The organism is Streptomyces sp. NBC_01006 (genome assembly GCF_045162725.1).
Taxonomy (GTDB): domain Bacteria; phylum Actinomycetota; class Actinomycetes; order Streptomycetales; family Streptomycetaceae; genus Streptomyces.
Window position 1 is genome coordinate 2306775 of sequence record NZ_CP108700.1, and the last position, 18850, is coordinate 2325624.

Below are 18850 nucleotides of genomic sequence, written 5' to 3' on the forward strand. Positions count from 1 at the left end.
GGGCCCCGCCCCCGCGCCGCTCACCCGCGCTCGTCCAGCCGGTAGACGCGGCGGGCATTGCCCGCCGCGACCATGCCCGCAACGCGTTCGGCGTCCCGCCAGGACCAGGAGCCCTCGCCGACCCAGCCGCCCAGCACCCGGCCCAGCGCCTCCCGGAACACCAGGGCGCCCACCGCGTGCAGCTCGGGCAGCCGGCGCCCGCCGCTGGAGAACAGCAGCTTGCCGAAGGGGGCCAACTCCAGCACCTCGGCCAGCACCCCCGCCGCCCGCGCGCCGCTCTGCCCGAGCGCCGCGCCCAGATCGGCATGGACGTGCGGGAAGGCCGCCGCCAGCTGGGCGGCGTGCCGGTGGTACGGGTATCCGCCGAGCAGCACCAGCCGGGTCCCGAGCCCTGCGGTGGCCCGTACGAACTCCGTCAGCAGCGCCGGATCGGCCTGCTCCGGCCGCTGCCCCGGCTCCCCCGCGCCCGCCCCGGTGTGCAGCTGGAGCGGCAGCCGGGTCGCCACCGCGCTCCACAGCAGGTGCCGAAGGAGTACCGGATCCCGTACGGCTCCGCCCCTGGGGCGCCGCGCCAGCCACCGGCCGGCCGCCCCGCGCACCTCCCCCGGACCGGGCGGCTCGGGGTCCCGCCCGAGCACCGCGGGGTACCCCGCGTCCGCGCCGCAGGTGAAGGCCACGGCCGCCGCGGCGGCGTGGTGGACGGCCTCGGCGAGGTTGGCGAGGAAGGCCGGGACCGTGCCGGAGGTGTCGGCGGCCTGCTCGGCCAGCAGCTCCAGCCGTACGACCTCGAAGGCGTCGGCGTTCCCCGCCAGCGCCAGCTCCTTGGGGACGGTGAGGTCGCCGGGCACTCCCGTGTCGACCAGATAGGCGGCGACGCCGGAGCCCCGCAGCAGCCTGCGCCCGGACTCGACCACACCCAGCTCGCGCCGCCGGGCCAGGTACCGGGCGGGGGCGCAGTGCGGCTCCAGCCCGAGCAGCGGCGGGCACCAGCGGCGCACCGCGAAACCGGTCTGGGTGTCGAAGAAGGTGGTCCCGGCGGCGGGCGGGCCGGCCGAGCGGATCAGCTGGGCCTCGAAGGTGCCGAGGCCCAGCTCCGTACGGAGCACTCCGTGGCAGTACTGGTCCACCAGGGGCGGCGTTTCGATCATCCGGGCATCCCGTTGCGGACGTGAGGAAGGGGCTTCCACACGTCCTAACGGGTGAGCGGGGTGTGAGGTGTTGCTCGCGCTGTTGACCGAGCGGCCACCTCTGGGAGAGGCCGCCGCGATCAGGCCGCCGGGTTCGCCGCCCCGCCGAGCTGGATGCCGGCCATCCGCGACCATTCGTACGGGCCGGTCCTGACACGGGCGGCGAACTCGCCGTCGAACTCCTCGTGGAGGGTCAGGCCGGACTTCTCGGCGGCCAGCCGGGCCACCGTGTACGTCGGGGCCACCAGGTCGCCCCAGCCGCCGTCCGTGCCGACGAGGACGATCCGGGTGCCGGACTGGCCGATGTGCGCGAGATGGCCCTCGGCGCCGCCGTGGTGCTTGGCGAACGCGCCGATCTGCCGGGCCAGCTTCGCGGCCTTCCGGTCCTGCTTCTTGTCTGCGGTGTCCGCCGTGGTGTCTGCCATGGACAGCATGCTACCGGCGGGTAATGAGCGGAGGAAGTATCAGCGGAGGAAGGGATCCACGGCCACCGCCACGAACAGCAGCGACACGTACGTGATCGACCAGTGGAACAGGCGCATCTCCTTGAGCTTCGCGCCCTTCACGCCCGACTTCGCCCGCGCGTGCAGCGCGTGCGCCTCCCACAGCCACCAGCCGCCGGCGGCCAGCGCGACCGCGGTGTAGAACCAGCCGGTGTACCCCAGCGGGGTCAGCAGCAGCGAGACCGCCACCATCACCCAGCTGTAGAGGACGATCTGTCGCGCCACGGCCTGGTTGCCCGCGACGACCGGCAGCATCGGGACGCCGACGCGCGCGTAGTCCTCCTTCACCTTCATGGACAGCGGCCAGTAGTGCGGCGGCGTCCAGAAGAAGATGACGAGGAAGAGGATGACCGCGGCCCAGGAGACCTCGTTCTTGACGGCGGACCAGCCGATGAGCACCGGCATGCAGCCCGCGATGCCGCCCCAGACGATGTTCTGCGCGGTGCGCCGCTTCAGCAGCATCGTGTAGACGACGACGTAGAAGAGGAGCGCCCCGAGCGCGAGCGCGGCCGACAGCCAGTTGACGAGCAGCCCGAAGAACAGGGTGGAGACCACCGCGAGCGTGATGCCGAAGGCCAGGCACTCGCGCGGGCTCACCATGCCGGTCACCAGCGGCCGCTGCGCGGTGCGGTCCATCAGCGCGTCGATGTCGCGGTCGATGTACATGTTCAGCGCGTTGGCGCCGCCCGCGGACAAGTACCCGCCGAAGCAGGTGGCGAGGACCAGCCACAGTGACGGCACGCCCTGTTCGGCGAGGAACATCACCGGCACTGTGGTGATCAGCAGAAGTTCGATGATCCGCGGCTTGGTCAAAGCCACGAAAGCCATGACCCGGGCCCCGAACGGCCGGTGACCGGGGCTCGTCCCGAGCACCCCCGCTGGACGGGATTCGACGGCCGTCACGCACACCCCTGACAGAGAAACCAGCAAGCTCCGGACATAAAGGTCCGCTGAAGGCTTGCACGTACCACGCCACTCTAGACGTTGCACTTACGTCGCCCCGCGCGGGGGTCGCCTCGTGTTGGTCCGATCGGAGCCGCCGACGTCATGACGGACTGCGGGCACTCGAATAGCTGCACGCCGTCACGGGGGTAGGCTCGGAATCGCGCCGGTGCACCGTTCGTCACCGGGTAACAGACATGTGGAGAGGAGCCCTGACCCACGGTGAGCACCAAGCCGACGACCACAGAGCTCGACTGGACCGATCTCGACCAGCGGGCCGTCGACACCGCCCGCATCCTGGCCGCCGACGCCGTCCAGAAGGTGGGTAACGGCCACCCCGGTACGGCGATGAGCCTGGCCCCCGCCGCGTACACCCTCTTCCAGAAGGTGATGCGGCACGACCCGGCGGACCCCGAGTGGGTGGGCCGCGACCGTTTCGTGCTTTCCGCGGGGCACTCGTCCCTCACTCTTTACACCCAGCTCTACCTCGGCGGCTTCGGCCTGGAGCTCGCCGACCTCGAAGCCTTCCGCACCTGGGGTTCCAAGACCCCCGGCCACCCGGAGTACGGCCACACGGCCGGCGTCGAGACCACCACCGGCCCGCTGGGCCAGGGCATCGCCAACGCGGTGGGCATGGCCATGGCCGCCCGCTACGAGCGCGGCCTGTTCGACCCGGAGGCCGCCCCGGGCGCCTCCCCCTTCGACCACATGGTCTACGCGATCGCGGGCGACGGCTGCCTCCAGGAGGGCATCTCCCACGAGGCGTCCGCCCTGGCCGGCCACCAGAAGCTCGGCAACCTGGTGCTGCTGTGGGACGACAACCACATCTCCATCGAGGGCGACACCGAGACGGCCGTCTCGGAGGACACCCTCAAGCGGTACGAGGCGTACGGCTGGCACGTCCAGCGCGTCGCTCAGCAGCCGAACGGCGACCTCGACCCGAAGGCGCTGTTCGAGGCCCTGGCCGCGGCCAAGGCCGAGACCGGGCGCCCGTCCTTCATCGCGATGCGCTCGATCATCGCCTGGCCGGCCCCGCACGCCCAGGGCACCGAGGCCTCGCACGGCTCGGCCCTCGGTGACGACGAGGTCGCCGCCACCAAGCGCGTCCTCGGCTTCGACCCGGAGAAGAGCTTCGACGTCTCCGCCGAGGTCCTCGCGCACACCCGCAAGGCGCTGGACCGCGGCCGCGAGGCCAAGGCCGCCTGGGAGAAGGACTTCTCCGCCTGGCACACCGCCAACCCGGAGCGCGCCGCCGAGTTCGACCGCATCAACGCCAACGAGCTGCCCGCCGGCTGGGAGGACAAGCTCCCCGCCTTCGAGACCGGCAAGGGCGTCGCCACCCGCGCGGCCTCCGGCAAGGTCCTCGAAGCGCTCGGCTCGGTCATCCCGGAGCTGTGGGGCGGCTCGGCCGACCTGGCCGGCTCCAACAACACCACGATCGACAAGCACTCGTCCTTCCTCCCGAAGGGCAACCCGCTGCCGGAGGCCGACCCGTACGGTCGCACCGTCCACTTCGGCATCCGCGAGCACGCCATGGCCGCGACCATGAACGGCATCGCGCTGCACGGCCACACCCGCATCTACGGCGGCACCTTCCTGGTGTTCTCCGACTACATGCGCAACGCCGTCCGCCTGTCCGCGCTGATGCACGTGCCGGTCACGTACGTGTGGACGCACGACTCCATCGGCCTCGGCGAGGACGGCCCGACGCACCAGCCGATCGAGCACCTCGCCTCGCTGCGCGCCATCCCGGGCCTGAACGTGGTCCGCCCGGCCGACGCGAACGAGACCGTCATCGCCTGGCGCGAGATCCTGCGCCGCCACACCAAGGTGTTCGGCAAGGGCGCCCCGCACGGTCTGGCGCTGACCCGCCAGGGCGTGCCGACGTACGAGCGCAACGAGGACGCCGCCAAGGGCGGGTACGTGCTCTTCGAGGCTGAGGGTGGCGACGCCCAGGTCGTCCTCATCGGCACCGGCTCCGAGGTCCAGCTCGCCGTCGCCGCGCGCGAGGCGCTGCAGGCCGAGGGCATCCCGGCCCGCGTCGTCTCGATGCCGTCCGTCGAGTGGTTCGAGGAGCAGGACCAGGCGTACAAGGACAGCGTCCTGCCGCCGTCCGTCAAGGCCCGCGTCGCGGTCGAGGCCGGGGTCGGCCTGACCTGGCACCGCTACGTCGGCGACGCCGGCCGGATCGTCTCGCTGGAGCACTTCGGCGCCTCCGCCGACGCCAAGGTGCTCTTCCGCGAGTTCGGCTTCACCCCCGAGGCCGTCACCGCCGCCGCCAAGGCTTCTCTCGATGAAATCGGTGGCATCACCGCCGCCGCGCGCTGACACCGGTACACGAACCAGTAGGAGATGCAATTCCCATGACAGACGCACTCAAGCGCCTCTCCGACGAGGGCGTGGCGATCTGGCTGGACGACCTGTCCCGCAAGCGCATCACGTCCGGCAACCTGGCCGAGCTCATCGACCAGTCGCACGTGGTCGGTGTCACCACCAACCCGTCGATCTTCCAGAAGGCGATCAGCAGCGGCGACGGCTACGAGCAGCAGCTCGCCGACCTCGCCGCCCGCAAGGTCACCGTCGACGAGGCCATCCGCATGATCACGACGGCGGACGTCCGCGACGCCGCCGACATCCTGCGCCCGGTCTACGACAGCACCGACGGCCAGGACGGCCGGGTCTCCATCGAGGTCGACCCGCGGCTGGCCCACAACACCACGGCGACGATCGCCGAGGCCAAGCAGCTGGCCTGGCTGGTGGACCGCCCGAACACGCTGATCAAGATCCCGGCGACCAAGGCCGGCCTGCCGGCGATCACCGAGGTCATCGGCAAGGGCATCAGCGTCAACGTCACGCTGATCTTCTCGCTGGAGCGCTACCGCGAGGTCATGGACGCGTACCTGGCGGGTCTGGAGAAGGCCAAGTCCGCGGGCCTGGACCTCTCGCTGATCCACTCGGTCGCCTCCTTCTTCGTGTCCCGCGTGGACAGCGAGATCGACAAGCGCCTGGACGCCGTCGGCACCGACGAGGCGAAGGCCCTGAAGGGCAAGGCGGCCCTCGCCAACGCCCGTCTGGCCTACGAGGCCTACGAAGAGGTGTTCTCCTCCGACCGGTGGAACGCCCTGGAGCGCGTCGGCGCCAACAAGCAGCGTGCGCTGTGGGCCTCGACGGGCGTCAAGGACCCGGCGTACAAGGACACCCTGTACGTGGTCGACCTGGTCGCCCCGAACACGGTGAACACCATGCCGGAGGCCACCCTGGAGGCCACCGCCGACCACGGTGAGATCACGGGTGACACCGTGCGCGCCACGTACGACCAGTCCCGCGCCGAGCTCGACGCGGTCGCGAAGCTGGGCATCTCGTACGACGATGTGGTGCAGCTGCTCGAAGACGAGGGCGTCGAGAAGTTCGAGGCGTCCTGGAACGACCTGCTGAAGTCCACCGAGGCGGAGCTTGAGCGCCTTGCCCCCACGGAGGCCTGAACACTTTGTCTGTGAACGGAGCGAACCCGCTTCGTGACGCACAGGACCGGCGGCTCCCGCGTATCGCGGGGCCGTCCGGCCTGGTCATTTTCGGCGTTACGGGTGACCTGTCGCGCAAGAAGCTGATGCCCGCCATCTACGACCTGGCGAACCGGGGGCTGCTGCCGCCGGGCTTCTCGCTGATCGGCTTCGCCCGCCGTGAATGGGAGCACGAGGACTTCGCCCAGGAGGTGTACGAGGCCGTCAAGCAGCACTCGCGCACCCCCTTCCGGGAGGAGGTCTGGCAGCAGCTGGTGCAGGGCTGCCGCTTCGTGCAGGGCGATTTCGACGACGACGCGGCGTTCGAGACCCTGAAGTCCACGATCGACGACCTGGACAAGGCACAGGGCACGGGCGGCAATTTCGCCTTCTACCTGTCCGTGCCGCCGAAGTTCTTCCCCAAGGTGGTCCAGCAGCTCAAGAACCACGGGCTGGCGCAGAAGGAGGGCTCCTGGCGGCGTGCCGTCATCGAGAAGCCCTTCGGGCACGACCTGAAGAGCGCCGAGGAGCTCAACAAGGTCGTCCACGAGGTCTTCCCGCGGGACGAGGTCTTCCGGATCGACCACTACCTCGGCAAGGAGACCGTCCAGAACATCCTGGCGCTCCGCTTCGCCAACACGATGTTCGAGCCGATCTGGAACCGGTCCTACGTCGACCACGTGCAGATCACCATGGCCGAGGACATCGGCATCGGCGGTCGGGCCGGGTACTACGACGGCATCGGCGCGGCCCGCGACGTCATCCAGAACCACCTGCTGCAGCTGCTCGCGCTGACCGCGATGGAGGAGCCCGGCTCCTTCCACCCCAAGGCGCTGGTGGCGGAGAAGCTCAAGGTCCTCACGGCCGTCGAGCTCCCCGAGGACCTGGGCAAGCACACCGTGCGCGGCCAGTACTCGGCGGCGTGGCAGGGCGGCGAGAAGGTCGTCGGGTACCTCGAAGAGGACGGCATCGACCCCAAGTCGAAGACCGACACCTACGCGGCCATCCGCCTGGAGATCAACAACCGCCGCTGGGCGGGCGTCCCGTTCTACCTGCGGACCGGCAAGCGCCTGGGCCGCCGGGTGACCGAGATCGCGGTCGTCTTCAAGCGGGCCCCGTACCTGCCGTTCGAGTCGGGCGCGACCGAGGAGCTGGGGCAGAACGCCCTGGTCATCCGGGTCCAGCCGGACGAGGGCGTGACGGTGCGCTTCGGCTCCAAGGTTCCGGGCACCTCCATGGAGGTCCGGGACGTGACGATGGACTTCGCGTACGGCGAGTCCTTCACGGAGTCGAGCCCCGAGGCGTACGAGCGGCTGATCCTCGACGTCCTGCTGGGTGACGCGAACCTCTTCCCGCGCCACCAGGAGGTCGAGCTGTCCTGGAACATCCTCGACCCGATCGAGGAGTACTGGGACAAGCACGGCAAGCCCGCGCAGTACCCGGCGGGAACCTGGGGCCCGGTCGAGGCGGACGAGATGCTCGCACGAGACGGACGGAGCTGGCGCCGGCCATGAAGATCGACCTCACGGAGACCACCTCCAGCAAGATCAACGCCGCGTTGGTGCAGGCGCGCCGGGACATCGGCACGCCGGCCATCGGCATGGTCCTCACGCTGGTGATCGTGACCGACGAAGAGAACGCGTACGACGCGCTCAAGTCGGCGAACGACGCGTCCCACGAACACCCTTCGCGGATCGTCGTCGTCATCAAGCGGGTCAGCCGCTCGCCGCGCAGCCGCCGCGACGCCCGTCTCGACGCGGAAGTCCGCGTCGGGGCGGACGCCGGCACCGGTGAGACGGTGGTGCTCCGCCTTCACGGTGAACTGGTAGACCACGCCCAGTCAGTGGTTCTCCCGCTCCTCCTGCCGGACGCGCCCGTCGTGGTCTGGTGGCCGGACGGTGCCCCGTCGGACCTGGCGGGCGATCCGCTGGGTGCGCTCGGACAGCGCCGGATCTCGGACACGTACGCCTGCGAGAACCCGGAGCAGGGGCTCGGGCAGCGGGCCGCGGCCTACGCCCCGGGTGACACGGACCTGTCCTGGACCCGGATCACGCCGTGGCGCTCGATGCTGGCCGCCGCGCTGGACCAGCAGTCAGTCAAGGTCGCCTCGGTGGTCGTCGAGGGCGAGGACGAGAACCCGAGCTGCGAGCTGCTGGCCATGTGGCTGGCGGACCGCCTCCAGGTGCCCGTCCGGCGTACGGTCTCGGGCGGTCCCGGCCTGACCTCGGTCCGGCTGGAGACCAAGGACGGGGACATCGTCCTGGACCGGGCGGACGGCTCGCTGGCGACGCTGTGCATGCCGGGGCAGCCCGACCGTGCGGTGGCGCTCAAGCGCCGGGACACGGCCGAGCTCCTGGCGGAGGAGCTGCGCCGGCTGGACCCGGACAACACCTACGAGGCCGCGCTGAAGTTCGGCGTGGCCAAGCTGGCCGCGGCGGCGCCTGCGGTCCCCGCTCCGGGCAAGGCCGAGGCCGCTCCGGCCAAGGCCGAGACCCCGGCCGCGAAGCCTGCGGCGAAGCCCGCGAAGAAGGCCCCGGCCAAGTAGCCAGTACCCGCTGCGCGGGGCGGGATCTCTTCCCGCCCCGCGCAGCGGACCCCGCACCCACGATCGACAAGGCGGCAGCAATGGGAATGACGACTCCCCAGGTCGTCGTCCACCGGGACAAGGAGCTGATGGCCCAGGCCGCGGCGGCCCGGCTCATCACCAAAATCGTCGACGCGCAAGCCGCCCGCGGCAGCGCCTCCGTCGTCCTCACCGGCGGCCGCAACGGCAACGGCCTCCTCGCCGCGCTGGCCACGGCCCCGGCCCGGGACGCCGTCGACTGGTCGCGGATCGACCTCTGGTGGGGCGACGAGCGCTACGTCCCCGCCGACGACCCCGAGCGCAACCACACCCAGGCCCGTGAGGCCCTCCTGGACTCCGTCCCGGTCGACCCGGCGCGCGTGCACGCGATGCCCGCCTCCGACGGCCCGTACGGGGCGGACGTGGACGCCGCGGCCGCCTCCTACGCGGCCGAGCTGGCGAAGGCCGCCGGGCCCGAGGACCACGGGCCGGTCCCCACCTTCGACGTCCTGATGCTGGGCGTCGGCCCGGACACCCACATCGCCTCGCTCTTCCCCGAGCACCCGGCCTCCCGCGAGACCGACCGCACGGTCGTCGGCGTGCACGGCGCGCCCAAGCCGCCGCCCACCCGGATCTCCCTGACCCTCCCGGCCATCCGGGCGGCCCGCGAGGTCTGGCTGCTGGCGGCGGGCGAGGACAAGGCCGGGGCGGTGGCCATCGCCCTCGGCGGTGCGGGCGCCGTCCAGGCCCCCGCCGCGCAGGCGTACGGCCGCTCCCGCACCCTGTGGCTGCTCGACCGCGCGGCCGCGGCGAAGCTCCCGACGGGCCTGTACCCGCCGGCCGCCTCCTGACCCGGCCCCGTACGCACACGGCCGAAGGGCCCGCCCCCGAACCGGGAGCGGGCCCTTTTGCGCATCCGTGGGCGGGCCTCCGGGCTCAGCCGCGGCCGCGCAGCTCCCGGTAGGTGGCCACGAGGGCCTTCGACGAGGCGTCCAGCCCCGGCACCTCCGCGCCGTCCGTCAGCGCCGGCTCGACCCGCTTCGCGAGGACCTTGCCGAGCTCCACGCCCCACTGGTCGAAGGAGTCGATGTTCCACACGGCGCCCTGGACGAACACCTTGTGCTCGTACAGCGCGATCAGCTGGCCCAGCACCGCCGGGGTGAAGTCCTGCGCCAGGATCGTCGTCGTCGGGTGGTTCCCCTTGAAGGTCTTGTGCGGGACCAGGGGCTCCGCCACGCCCTCCGCGCGGACCTCCTCCGGCGTCTTGCCGAAGGCCAGCGCCTGCGTCTGCGCGAAGAAGTTCGCCATCAGCAGGTCGTGCTGGTCCGCGAGGGTCGGCGGCAGTTCGCCGACCGGCCGGGCGAAGCCGATGAAGTCCGCCGGGATCACCTTCGTGCCCTGGTGGATCAACTGGTAGTACGCGTGCTGCCCGTTGGTGCCGGGCGTGCCCCACACCACCGGACCGGTCTGCCAGTCCACCGGATTGCCGTCCCGGTCCACGGACTTGCCGTTGGACTCCATGTCCAGCTGCTGGAGGTACGCGGTGAAGCGGGAGAGGTAGTGGCTGTACGGCAGGACCGCGTGCGACTGCGCGTCGAAGAAGGCCCCGTACCAGATCCCCAACAGGCCCATCAGGAGCGGTGCGTTCTGCTCCGGCGGGGCCGTGCGGAAGTGCTCGTCCACCGTCCGGAAGCCGCCCAGCATCTCCCGGAAGGCGTCCGGCCCGATCGCGATCATCAGCGAGAGCCCGATCGCGGAGTCGAAGGAGTAGCGCCCGCCGACCCAGTCCCAGAACCCGAACATGTTGGCCGGATCGATGCCGAACGCGGTGACCTTCTCCGCGTTGGTCGACAGCGCCACGAAGTGCCGTGCCACGGCCGCCGTGTCACCGCCCAGACCCGCCAGCAGCCACTCCCGCGCCGACTCGGCGTTGGTGATGGTCTCGATGGTGGTGAAGGTCTTGGAGGCGATGACGAACAGCGTCCGCTCCGGGTCCAGGTCCCGTACGGCCTCGTGCAGGTCGGCGCCGTCCACGTTGGACACGAACCGTACGGTCAGCGCCCGGTCGGTGAACGCGCGCAGCGCCTCGTACGCCATCGCCGGGCCCAGGTCGGAGCCGCCGATGCCGATGTTGACCACGTTCGTGATGCGCTTGCCGGTGAAACCGGTCCACTCCCCCGACCGGACCTGGTCGGAGAAGGCCGCCATCTTGTCGAGGACGGCGTGCACCTCGGGGACGACGTTCTCGCCGTCCACCTCGACCACCGCGCCCTTCGGCGCGCGCAGGGCGGTGTGCAGGACCGCCCGGTCCTCGGTCGTGTTGATCTTCTCGCCGCGGAACATCGCCTCGCGCAGCTCGGCCACGCCCGTCGCTGCCGCCAGCTCGCGCAGCAACTCCAGCGTCTGGTCGGTCACCAGGTGCTTCGAGTAGTCGATGTACAGGTCCCCGACCCGCAGCGTGTAACCCGTTCCCCGGTTCGGATCCGCCGCGAACAGCTCACGCAGGTGCGTCTGCCCCAGCTCTTCGCGGTGCTTGCCGAGTGCCATCCACTCGGGCGTCCGGTTGAGCCTCGTACGGCTGTCTGCGTTCATCTCGGACATCAACCCGTTTCTTCCGTCCTGTCGTGCCCCGCCGATCACCAACTTAAGGGATCAAAGGGGGGTGTGCCGGACAGCGCCTTCGGCGCGGGGTACGCAAAGGGGCCCGGCCCGCTGGAGAAGACTCCTGCGGGTCGGGCCCGGTGTCACACCGTCACTCTTGCGTCCGTCAGATCTCGCCGCGGAGCTTGGCGAGCGCCTCGGCGAGGATGGCCTCGCCGTCGGCGTCCGACCGCCGCTCCCGCACGTACGCCAGGTGCGTCTTGTAGGGCTCGGTGCGCGGCGGCGCGGGCGGGTTGTCCCGGTCCTGGCCGGCCGGGAACCCGCAGCGCGGGCAGTCCCAGGTGTCCGGCACCTGCGCGTCGCTGGCGAAGCTCGGCTGCGTCTCGTGCCCGTTCGAGCACCAGAAGGAGATGCGCAGGCGGGGCGCGGACTCGCCGCGCTCGGCCTCACCCATCGGCCCCGCTCCGACCCGACTGCCACGGATCGCGTTGCCACTTGCCACGGTCGTAACTCCCTGCGTGATGGTGCCGCGAAGCGTGAGTGGATTCCGCTGCGGGCGCCCCAGTCTACGTAAGGCCCAACGCACGTCCATCACATGGAGTTACTCACTCCAGGCCGTGGACGCCGTCCTCATGATAGGCGGGGTGGAGCCGACCGGTCCGGCGGAATGGCCAGAACCGTCGGCTTCGCTACTTCAGCAGAATCCCGAGCGTCATGATGCAGGCGAACCAGAGCAGACCGACCACGACGGTGATCCGGTCCAGGTTGCGCTCCGCGACCGAGGAGCCGCCGACGGAGGACTGCATGCCGCCGCCGAACATGTCGGAAAGGCCGCCGCCCTTGCCCTTGTGCATCAGCACGAGCAGCATCAGCAGGGCGCTGAAGACGATCAGGGCGATCGAGAACCCCATAATCACGGCTGATTCCTACTTTCTGGCTTTTCTGGCTGTCCGGCTCTGCTTGACGTGCGCGGGGGCCAGTGGCTGGTGGTTCAGCCTCCTGGCCCCCGCAAGGGTACGACGGATCCGTCCTACCGCATACTCACTGCGACGATCACGCAGGTCACTGGTCGCGGAAGCGGACGATCTTCACGAATTCCTCCGCGTCCAGCGCCGCGCCGCCGATCAGGGCGCCGTCGACGTCGGGCTGGGCCATGATCGCCGCGATGTTGCCGGACTTCACGGAGCCGCCGTACTGGATGCGGACCTTGTCGGCCAGCTCCTGGGAGTACAGCTCGGCGAGGCGGGTGCGGATCGCCCCGCAGACCTCCTGCGCGTCCTCGGGGGTGGCGACCTCGCCGGTCCCGATCGCCCAGACGGGCTCGTACGCGATCACGATGGACTCGACCTGCTCGGCCGGAATGTCCTTGAGGCTGCCGTCGACCTGCGCGAGCGTGTACGGGACCTGCCGGCCGGCCTTGCGGACGTCCAGGCCCTCGCCGACGCACAGGATCGGGGTGATCCCGTGCTGGTAGGCGGCCTTGACCTTGGCGTTGCAGAGCTCGTCGCTCTCGCCGTGGTACTGGCGGCGCTCGCTGTGGCCGACGGCCACGTACGTGCACTTCAGCTTCGCGAGCATCGAGCCGGAGATCTCGCCGGTGTAGGCACCGGAGTCGTGCGCCGAGATGTCCTGGGCGCCGTACTTGATCTTCAGCTTGTCGCCGTCGACCAGGGTCTGGACCGAGCGCAGGTCGACGAAGGGCGGCAGGACCGCCACCTCGACGGCGTCGTAGTCCTTGTCGGCGAGCGCGAAGGCGAGCTTCTGGACGTGCGCGATGGCCTCAAGGTGGTTGAGGTTCATCTTCCAATTGCCCGCCATCAGCGGGGTACGCGTGGTCATACGGGTTCAGACCTCCAGTGCGGCGAGGCCGGGGAGCGTCTTGCCCTCGAGGTATTCGAGGGAGGCGCCGCCACCGGTCGAGATGTGACCGAATGCGTTCTCGTCGAAGCCGAGCGTGCGCACGGCCGCGGCGGAGTCGCCGCCGCCGACCACGGTGAACGCGTTGCTGTCGACGAGGGCCTGCGCGATGGCGCGGGTGCCTCCGGCGTAGTCGGGGTGCTCGAAGACGCCCACGGGACCGTTCCAGAAGACGGTCTCCGCGTCGGCGATCTTCGACGCGTACAGCTCACGGGTCTTGGGACCGATGTCCAGACCCTCCTTGTCGGCGGGGATCTTGTCCGCGTCGACGGTGATGAACTCGGCCGGGGTCTTGCCCTTGAGGTCGGGGAAGTCCGCCGAGGCCAGGATGTCGACCGGGAGGACCAGCTCGACGCCGCTCTTCTCGGCGCGCTCCATGTACTCCTTGACGACGTCCACCTGGTCCTTCTGGAGCAGGGAGATGCCGACCTCGTAGCCCTTGGCGTAGAGGAAGGTGTACGCCATGCCGCCGCCGATGAGGATGCGGTCGGCCTTGCCGAGCAGCTGGTCGATGACGGCCAGCTTGTCGGAGACCTTGGCACCGCCGAGGACGACCACGTACGGGCGCTTGACCTCGGCGGTCAGCTTCTTCAGGACGCCGACCTCGGTGGCGATCAGGTAGCCGGCCGCGTGCGGGAGGCGCGCGGGCAGGTCGAAGACCGAGGCGTGCTTGCGGTGGACGGCGCCGAAGCCGTCGCCGACGTAGACGTCGGCGAGCTCGGCGAGCTGGTCCGCGAAGGCGCCGCGCTCGGCGTCGTCCTTCGAGGTCTCACCGGCGTTGAAGCGCAGGTTCTCGATGACGGCGACCTGGCCGTCGGCGAGGGCGGCGACGGTCTCCTTGGCGGAGGAGCCGACGGTGTCGGTGGCGAACGCGACGTCCGCACCGAGCAGTTCACCGAGTCGCTTGGCGGCCGGAGCGAGTGAGAAGGCCGGGTCCGGGGCGCCCTTGGGGCGGCCCAGGTGCGAGGCGACGATCACGCGGGCGCCGGCTTCGGCGAGCTTCGCGATGGTCGGCTGCACGGCGCGGATGCGACCGTCGTCGGTGATCGTGTCGCCCGCGAGCGGCACGTTGAGGTCGGCGCGGACGAAGACCCGCTTGCCGGCCACGCCTTCGGCGAGCAGTTCGTCGATCGTCTTCATGTGTTTCTACTCCTTATCCCCATACACGGGTTCTGCCGGTGCGGGGCCGATCGGTGGAGGCAGACGACAGGGCCCGTGCAGCGCTCCATCGCGCTGACCGGACCCTGTCCTCACATCTTGGTGCCTGGCCCTGCTACCTGAGACTTAGAGCTGACCGCCGACGAAGACGGTCAGGTCGACGAGGCGGTTGGAGTAGCCCCACTCGTTGTCGTACCAGCCGACGACCTTGACCTGCGTACCGTCCTGAACCATGGTCAGGGAGGAGTCGAAGGTGCAGGAAGCCGGCCAGTTCACGATGTCGGAGGAGACGATCGCGTCCTCGGTGTAGTCGAGGATGCCCTTGAGCTGGCCCTCGGCGGCCTTCTGGAAGGCGGCGTTGATCTCTTCCTTGGTGGTCTCGCGAGAGAGCTCCAGGACGAGGTCGGTGACCGAGCCGGTCGGGACCGGGACGCGCATGGCGATGCCGTCCAGCTTGCCCTTGAGCTGCGGGAGGACCAGAGCGGTGGCCTTGGCGGCACCCGTCGAGGTCGGGATGATGTTCTCGGCGGCGGCGCGGGCGCGGCGCAGGTCCGAGTGCGGGAAGTCCAGGATGCGCTGGTCGTTCGTGTACGCGTGGACCGTGGTCATCATGCCCTTGACGATGCCGAAGTTCTCGTCGAGAACCTTGGCCATCGGCGCCACGCAGTTGGTGGTGCAGGAGGCGTTGGAGATGACGTGGTGGTTGGCCGCGTCGTACTTGTCCTGGTTGACGCCCATCACGATGGTGATGTCCTCGTCCTTGGCCGGAGCCGAGATGAGGACCTTCTTCGCGCCCGCGGCGATGTGCTTGGCGGCGTCGGCCTTCTTCGTGAAGATGCCGGTCGACTCGATGACGATGTCCGCGCCGAGCTCGCCCCAGGGCAGGTTCGCGGGGTCACGCTCGGCGAACGTCTTGAAGGTGTTGCCGCCGACGGTGATGGTGTCGTCGGTGTGGGAGACCTCGGCCTTGAGGCGGCCCAGGATGGTGTCGTACTTGAGCAGGTGCACCAGGGTCGCGTTGTCAGTCAGGTCGTTGACACCGACGATCTCGATGTCCGCTCCCTGCTCAAGGAGCGCCCGGAAGTAGTTGCGGCCAATTCGGCCAAAACCATTGATGCCTACGCGGATCGTCACGAACCGATCTCCTCGTTGGTGCGCCGGCCTGTCCCGCCGGCGAGCTGTATGGGATGTCCCCGACCGCTTACGACCCTACCTCTCCGTGAGCTTTTGAGTGACATCGGCCGGGACCTGACACTCCCCCTGCCACACGGGAGACCGCCGCCGGAGCCCGCACCCTGCGCTCGGCACGGGACCCCGGGGACTTTGACCCCCGTCACTCAGGGTGAGCGAAGAGGGCTCGAATGATCAGCGGTGCAGCGACCTGAGCGCCTTACCGACGAGTACGGCTCGGTCCGCCGCCGCCGGCAGGTGTTCGAGGCCGAAACCGAGGAGCACCGTGTTACGCGTAGTGACCGAGGCGTACGACTTGAACAGCTCGCCGGACCGGGCCCAATCGCCGGGAACGACAGGACTTCCGGCAGGTGCGCCCTGGGCGGTCCAGCCACCCAGGGAGGTCTCGAACCCCTCCACGGCCTGGTCGGCTCCGCCGACGGAGACGCGCGCGTCGTCCGCGAACAGGCCGCGGCCGCCGGAGCCGCCGTCCGAGACGTACGAGAGGGAGACCTCGACGGTCTTGCCCGCGTACGCGCTCAGGTCGAAGGCGACCTGCTTCCAGCCGTCGGAGGATCCGGTGAAGCTGTTCCACTGGCCGCTGGTGCCGTCGGCGGTGCAGCCGGCGCTGTCGAGGGTGAGGTAGTGCTTCAGGAACGGGTGGCCGTTGACGTAGAACCCGGCCTCGCACTCCGTCGGGACGGCGGCGGCGGTCAGGCCGCCCGCCTCGGGCAGCGTGGTCCAGTCCTCGGCCCCGGTGGTGTGGGCCTCCAGGATCGCGTGGTCGTAGCCCTGCTCGGTGTTCCAGTTGAGGGCCATCTTGAGCTGCGGCCGGTCGGCGGCGGTGACCTTGGTCAGGTCGATGGTGCGGGTCAGCCGCTTCCACTCGTCGTCCTCGTGGGTGGCCGCGGCCATCCCCGCACCGGAGTAGGGGGCGTACGGGTTCACGACCCCGGCGTACTGGCCGGCCTGCGCGCTCTTGAACTGCGGGAACTGCGCCGCGGGCAGGGAGTCGGAGGTGACCGCGTAGGAGCCGGGGGCGTTGAACGGGTTGCCCGCCGCGTCGCCCAGGCCGCCCTTGGCGCCGGAGAGGGCACCCGTACCGGTGAAGCCGGTCGCGCCGCGGGCGCTCGTACGGCTGTAAGCGCCGAGGTAGTACTGGCTGAAGTCGTCCGTCACGGCGCGGCCGACCTGGGCGTTGCCGCCCGCGAGCTCGCCGGCCTCGATCAGCTTGCCGCCCTCGTTGAGGAAGTCCCGTACGGCGAGCTGGGTGTCGCCGCCGGGGGTCTTGGCGCCGGTGTAGTGGACGGCCGTACGGAAGTGGGAGAGCACGCCGAGGTGGTGCGGGGCGCCCTGCGTGGCCACGTCCCAGACCGCCGCGGACTTCCCGTTGGCGCGCAGGGCGTCGACGTACTCCTGCGCGTGCTGGGCCTTGGCCCCCTCCTCGGCGATCACCAGCACGTCGGCGCGCGGCCGCTCGGCCACCGTGTACGTGAAGTGCTCGCTGGAGACCTGCCGGCCGGAGCCGTCGCGGCCGGTGAACCAGACCTCGACCTTGTCACCCGGCTTGGCGCCGTCGACCTTCGCCCGGTACTCGTCGAACCAGTTGTTGTCGTCGCCGCCGTAGACGTCGCCGCCCTTCCAGGCCCGCAGTCCGTCGTCGTGCGTACGGCCGCCGTTGATGCGGAACTTGAGCTGCTTGTCCTTCAGCGCCTTGCGGGCGGTGACGGAGACCGTCTGGTCCTCGCCCTTGGCCACGTAGGAGGTGGCGAAGGGGTCGAGGGTGAAGTCCGCGGCGCTCAGGCCGACGGAGGACTTCGGCTGGTCCGGGTGGGCGGCGCTCTCGCCGACGGCGAGGGCGAAGGGGACGTTCTTCGCGAACTCCGCCTGGATGAGCTTCTCGTCGTCCGGGAAGTTGAAGCCGGACCGGCAGTCCTCGGGCTTCCACCGGTCGTTCGGGTCGCTCGCGGAGGCCGTCTGGCAGGTGGTCATCTCCGGCGTGAACATCATGACGCCGTTGACGTTGGCGGCGTGGCCGTCGGCCTCGCCGTTGGTGGTGTAGAGCTCGGAGGAGATCTGGGGGTAGTAGCCCGGGATCGCGGAGTTCTCCGGGGTGCCGGCGAGCGCCTTGTAGGCGACGTCGTCGGGGGTCGGCGTGGCCACCTGCCAGCCCACGCCGTAGAGCAGCAGCTCGGAGGCGGAGTGGTAGTTGATGGCGTACTTGAAACCGATGCGCTTCTCGAACTTGTCGAGGGCGACGGTCTCCGGCTCGGAGGAGGGCTTGGTGCCGCGGTAGGTCTCACTCGACTGGTTCGGCGAGGAACCTTCGTTGTCGTAGCCCCACTTGTAGGCGAAGTTCCGGTTGAGGTCGACGCCGTCACCGGTGGTGATCTTGCCGTCGCCGTTGTTGTCGCGCAGGTTCTTGCGCCACAGCCGGTCGCCGTCCGGGGAGTGCGTGTAGTCGTACCCGTCCGGGTTGGCGGAGAGCAGGAACCACAGCTCGGTGGAGTCCACCAGCTTGGTGATCCGCTGGTCCTTGCCGTAGCTGTCGAGGGTGTGGTGCATCAGCCGCCGGGTCATCTCGGGGGTGATCCACTCGCGGGCGTGCTGGTTGGACATGTAGAGCACGGACGGCTTGCCGCCGTCCTTGGTGGTGCGGGCGTTCTTGGTGACCTTCACGGCCAGGATGTCCTTGCCCTGGACGGTCTTCCCGATGGAGACCACCTTGGCGAGGCCGGGGTTGGCCTGGGCCGTCTTGAGGATCTCCTCCTGGAGCCCGCCCTTGCCGCTGTACGGGCGGAAGACCCCGTCGCCGACGGCCTCGGAACGGGCCGCGTTCGCCGGGACCTTGCGCTCGGCGAGCTTGACGCCCCGGCCGGCGAGCTCCTTGGCCTGGCCGCCGGTGAGGAACAGCTCGACCTTGGCGGTCCCGGTCTCCGGGGCGCGCTCGGTGAGCTCGTGGGCGTCCTGGCCCGCGGCGAGGAGCAGCGGTACCTGCTCCTTGGTGACGTCCGCGTCGTAGACCCGGACCTCGTCGGCGCCGGGTGAGGCGTCTGCGGCGGGCCGGGCGTGGGCCGCCGGAAGGGCGGCCAGTGTGGTTCCGAAGACGAGTGCGCTTGCGGCGAGGATCGATCTCGCGCGGTGCCTCATGTGCCCCCCTGGGCGTCGTCTGCCACGAAAGCGTTCGGACGACAGGCTCACGATCAAGCGATGCTCATGTCAATGGGGCGTGTCTCAAAGGGGCCCGCACGTGTGACGTGCGGGCCCCTTTGGGACGTACGGAGTGAGGCGTACGGAGTACGAGGCGCC

15 protein-coding genes are annotated in these 18850 nt (G+C 70.1%); 5 read left to right on the forward strand and 10 right to left on the reverse strand.

The annotated features are described in order from the left end of the window. Positions 1–20 precede the first annotated feature (20 nt). The 3 genes from OG509_RS10445 to OG509_RS10455 all read right to left on the reverse strand — a co-directional run bounded on the left by OG509_RS10445 (position 21) and on the right by OG509_RS10455 (position 2599). Positions 21–1148, reverse strand: coding sequence for an amidohydrolase family protein (locus tag OG509_RS10445; RefSeq protein ID WP_406181935.1), 1128 nt, complete (start codon positions 1146–1148; stop codon positions 21–23). Between the two features lie 119 nt (positions 1149–1267). Continuing rightward, positions 1268–1612, reverse strand: coding sequence for a hypothetical protein (locus OG509_RS10450; protein ID WP_406181937.1), 345 nt, complete (start codon positions 1610–1612; stop codon positions 1268–1270). 39 nt (positions 1613–1651) lie between these two features. Next, complete coding sequence (locus OG509_RS10455) at positions 1652–2599, reverse strand: heme o synthase (RefSeq protein WP_406187527.1); 948 nt, start codon at positions 2597–2599, stop codon at positions 1652–1654. A gap of 255 nt (positions 2600–2854) precedes the next feature. On the opposite strand from OG509_RS10455, the gene tkt reads away from it, so the two are divergent. The 5 genes from tkt to pgl all read left to right on the forward strand — a co-directional run bounded on the left by tkt (position 2855) and on the right by pgl (position 9546). Then, entirely contained in the window at positions 2855–4960 is a 2106-nt protein-coding gene (gene tkt / locus OG509_RS10460) for a transketolase (RefSeq protein ID WP_406181939.1), read from the forward strand. A 35-nt stretch (positions 4961–4995) separates the two neighbouring features. Next, the gene (tal, locus tag OG509_RS10465; RefSeq protein WP_406181941.1) at positions 4996–6114 is read left to right on the forward strand and encodes a transaldolase; all 1119 of its coding nucleotides are present in this window, start codon (positions 4996–4998) and stop codon (positions 6112–6114) included. A gap of 5 nt (positions 6115–6119) precedes the next feature. Beyond that, a complete protein-coding gene (zwf, locus tag OG509_RS10470) occupies positions 6120–7646 on the forward strand; it encodes a glucose-6-phosphate dehydrogenase (protein ID WP_328925079.1) in 1527 nt (508 codons plus the stop codon). Further along, positions 7643–8677 (forward strand): glucose-6-phosphate dehydrogenase assembly protein OpcA, encoded by a 1035-nt coding sequence (gene opcA / locus OG509_RS10475; RefSeq protein WP_406181943.1) that lies wholly within the window; start codon positions 7643–7645, stop codon positions 8675–8677. Before zwf ends, opcA begins: the two co-directional genes overlap by 4 nt. Positions 8678–8763: 86 nt before the next feature. Next, positions 8764–9546: a 6-phosphogluconolactonase gene (pgl, locus tag OG509_RS10480; RefSeq protein WP_406187528.1), complete on the forward strand. Its 783-nt coding sequence runs from the start codon at positions 8764–8766 to the stop codon at positions 9544–9546. Between the two features lie 85 nt (positions 9547–9631). On the opposite strand, the gene pgi is transcribed toward pgl, so the two are convergent. The 7 genes from pgi to OG509_RS10515 form a co-directional block, all read right to left on the reverse strand. Beyond that, complete coding sequence (pgi, locus tag OG509_RS10485; RefSeq protein ID WP_406187529.1) at positions 9632–11287, reverse strand: glucose-6-phosphate isomerase; 1656 nt, start codon at positions 11285–11287, stop codon at positions 9632–9634. A 175-nt stretch (positions 11288–11462) separates the two neighbouring features. Continuing rightward, positions 11463–11798 carry an RNA polymerase-binding protein RbpA gene (locus OG509_RS10490; RefSeq protein ID WP_010352468.1) on the reverse strand — a complete coding sequence of 112 codons (336 nt, stop codon included), beginning with the start codon at positions 11796–11798 and terminating at the stop codon, positions 11463–11465. 187 nt (positions 11799–11985) lie between these two features. Further along, on the reverse strand, positions 11986–12207 hold the full coding sequence (gene secG / locus OG509_RS10495; protein WP_406187530.1) for a preprotein translocase subunit SecG: 222 nt from the start codon (positions 12205–12207) through the stop codon (positions 11986–11988). A gap of 151 nt (positions 12208–12358) precedes the next feature. Beyond that, positions 12359–13135 (reverse strand): triose-phosphate isomerase, encoded by a 777-nt coding sequence (tpiA, locus tag OG509_RS10500; RefSeq protein WP_406181945.1) that lies wholly within the window; start codon positions 13133–13135, stop codon positions 12359–12361. Between the two features lie 6 nt (positions 13136–13141). Continuing rightward, positions 13142–14353, reverse strand: coding sequence for a phosphoglycerate kinase (locus OG509_RS10505; RefSeq protein ID WP_406181947.1), 1212 nt, complete (start codon positions 14351–14353; stop codon positions 13142–13144). Between the two features lie 144 nt (positions 14354–14497). Further along, entirely contained in the window at positions 14498–15505 is a 1008-nt protein-coding gene (gene gap / locus OG509_RS10510) for a type I glyceraldehyde-3-phosphate dehydrogenase (protein WP_030160344.1), read from the reverse strand. 231 nt (positions 15506–15736) lie between these two features. Next, on the reverse strand, positions 15737–18691 hold the full coding sequence (locus OG509_RS10515; RefSeq protein WP_406181950.1) for a M14 family zinc carboxypeptidase: 2955 nt from the start codon (positions 18689–18691) through the stop codon (positions 15737–15739). Positions 18692–18850 lie beyond the last annotated feature (159 nt).

Coding starts and splice junctions, on each gene's coding strand:
- OG509_RS10445 (WP_406181935.1), bottom strand. CDS start 1,148: ATGATCGAAACGCCGCCCCTGGTGGACCAGTACTGCCACGGAGTGCTC.
- OG509_RS10450 (WP_406181937.1), bottom strand. CDS start 1,612: ATGGCAGACACCACGGCGGACACCGCAGACAAGAAGCAGGACCGGAAG.
- tal (WP_406181941.1), top strand. CDS start 4,996: ATGACAGACGCACTCAAGCGCCTCTCCGACGAGGGCGTGGCGATCTGG.
- opcA (WP_406181943.1), top strand. CDS start 7,643: ATGAAGATCGACCTCACGGAGACCACCTCCAGCAAGATCAACGCCGCG.
- pgl (WP_406187528.1), top strand. CDS start 8,764: ATGACGACTCCCCAGGTCGTCGTCCACCGGGACAAGGAGCTGATGGCC.
- pgi (WP_406187529.1), bottom strand. CDS start 11,287: ATGAACGCAGACAGCCGTACGAGGCTCAACCGGACGCCCGAGTGGATG.
- secG (WP_406187530.1), bottom strand. CDS start 12,207: ATGGGGTTCTCGATCGCCCTGATCGTCTTCAGCGCCCTGCTGATGCTG.
- tpiA (WP_406181945.1), bottom strand. CDS start 13,135: ATGACCACGCGTACCCCGCTGATGGCGGGCAATTGGAAGATGAACCTC.
- OG509_RS10505 (WP_406181947.1), bottom strand. CDS start 14,353: ATGAAGACGATCGACGAACTGCTCGCCGAAGGCGTGGCCGGCAAGCGG.
- OG509_RS10515 (WP_406181950.1), bottom strand. CDS start 18,691: ATGAGGCACCGCGCGAGATCGATCCTCGCCGCAAGCGCACTCGTCTTC.